General features: G+C 62.9%; 3 protein-coding genes. All 3 read left to right on the forward strand.

Annotation, left to right across the window (positions count from 1 at the left end):
• Positions 1-113: 113 nt before the first annotated feature.
• The 3 genes from F627_RS0115455 (at position 114) to F627_RS0115470 (ending at position 1572) form a co-directional block, all read left to right on the forward strand.
• Positions 114-449 (forward strand): hypothetical protein, encoded by a 336-nt coding sequence (locus tag F627_RS0115455; RefSeq protein WP_017926590.1) that lies wholly within the window; start codon positions 114-116, stop codon positions 447-449.
• 365 nt (positions 450-814) lie between these two features.
• Positions 815-1237: an antirestriction protein gene (locus F627_RS0115465; RefSeq protein WP_019584591.1), complete on the forward strand. Its 423-nt coding sequence runs from the start codon at positions 815-817 to the stop codon at positions 1235-1237.
• 74 nt (positions 1238-1311) lie between these two features.
• A complete protein-coding gene (locus F627_RS0115470) occupies positions 1312-1572 on the forward strand; it encodes a hypothetical protein (protein WP_018879187.1) in 261 nt (86 codons plus the stop codon).
• The last annotated feature ends 98 nt before the right edge of the window (positions 1573-1670 follow it).

Below are 1670 nucleotides of genomic sequence, written 5' to 3' on the forward strand. Positions count from 1 at the left end.
CCCCCGGATCGGGCAGGGGTGCGCCGGCTCACCGGTCGATCCATTCACTTCACCCACCACGGGGACACCGTCCCCCGTGGGGGCGGTCTGTCCCCAACACTCGGAGACAGACCATGACTGCGCGTATCAAGATCACGTTCGAGCGATGGAAGCCCGTCGATCTGGAACTTGGCGAACCCTCACAGCGGGGATGGATCGATTCCGAGGGCGTCCGAATGGACCCCGAAGATCCCGAGGACCGGTCGGCGGTCGAAGCGGCCGTGGAGTTCCTCAATCGCAAGGGAGCTGTTCACCCCTCCAGTGATCCCCCAACCGGCATCGATCTGTGGTTCTCCACTGAACCCGAGATCGATTTCGAGACCGGGGATCAGGAGATCCGGAGTTACCACCTCAAGGGGTTTTCCGTGGAGGAAGAACTCCAGGTGTTCCACCGGATCCGGTACGGATAACAGGAGGCGAGGATGTACGGGAAGATCGCTTTTGAATGCTGCGGCCACCATGTCGAACTCCAGCCCATGGCATCCGCCAAGGGCTGGTATGTCGGTACGGCGGACCCTCTGGACGGGACCCCGTTATCGCGGGAATCCCTGGAGTATTTCGCCACGGAGGAGGCGGCCACAGAGGCTCTGAATACGGGTGCCTGGACACAGCGGCCCCATCCCTAGAACGGACGCCTGAGCGTATCAGGCCCCTGAAAGCACCCCCGGATCGGGCAGGGGTGCGCCGGCTCGCCGGTCGATCCATTCACTTCACCCACCACGGGGACACCGTCCCCCGTGGGGGCGGTCTGTCCCCTCCATGCAGGAGATAGACCATGACGTTTTGCACTGAGACGGATCTTTCGATTCACCGCCACCGCGTCCCCGAACTCGAACGGATCCAGATCCTGCCGAGGTATCTCGGGGCACATGCCCTGGCATTTGAAAATAGCGTCTTCGATTCGCTGGGAACCCTGGCGGAAGCCTACAAGGGCGGCTTTTGGGAGTTCTACGAACTTTCCAACGGCGGTTTCTACATGGCCCCCGAACAGGAACGGAACCTGCGGATCGTGGTGCCCGGTAGCGGCTACGAGGGCGAATTGAGTCCGGATGCGGCGGGCATCATTGCCTGCCTGTTCGCCTTCAACGCGATGGCCTGGCGCTTCCGCGAAGATCGGCACGTCAACCTGTACCACTGGTTGAGGGATTACGCGCTGGACCACGACGAGTCCGGCGAGATCCTTCGCGCGATCGACTAGCCAACGGCATTCCATTCCCCAAAAGGGCGACGGCCCCTTTGGGGGCGGTCGCCCCTCTATACAGGAGACTGACCGTGGAATCTCAACATCACTCCATTCTTGGGGACCTGGTCCCCATGGACCGAGGGCTGTACGCCCTTGGCTCGGACGCGACCCGGATCATGGTGTGCCATGGCCCGGGCGTATTCCTGCTCAACTCGCACGCACTGGAGCCGATGGACACGTCGCCCGGTGCCCTGCGTGCTCAGGCACTCGAACACCTGGCGTTTCTCGCCGAAATCGAGCCGATCGAATCGCTGGCTTTGGCGGTTGCGACCGGCAAGCAAGCCGCTTGACCACACGCCCCTTCGGGGGCGTCATTCCCGAGGGTCGCGCGCGGCCCTGGGGAATGACGGCTTTACCGCCCGCCTGAGCGTATCAGGCCCCTGAAAGC

This window comes from Thioalkalivibrio sp. ALE16, from assembly GCF_000381305.1.
Lineage (GTDB): Bacteria > Pseudomonadota > Gammaproteobacteria > Ectothiorhodospirales > Ectothiorhodospiraceae > Thioalkalivibrio.

Coding starts and splice junctions, on each gene's coding strand:
- F627_RS0115455 (WP_017926590.1), top strand. CDS start 114: ATGACTGCGCGTATCAAGATCACGTTCGAGCGATGGAAGCCCGTCGAT.
- F627_RS0115465 (WP_019584591.1), top strand. CDS start 815: ATGACGTTTTGCACTGAGACGGATCTTTCGATTCACCGCCACCGCGTC.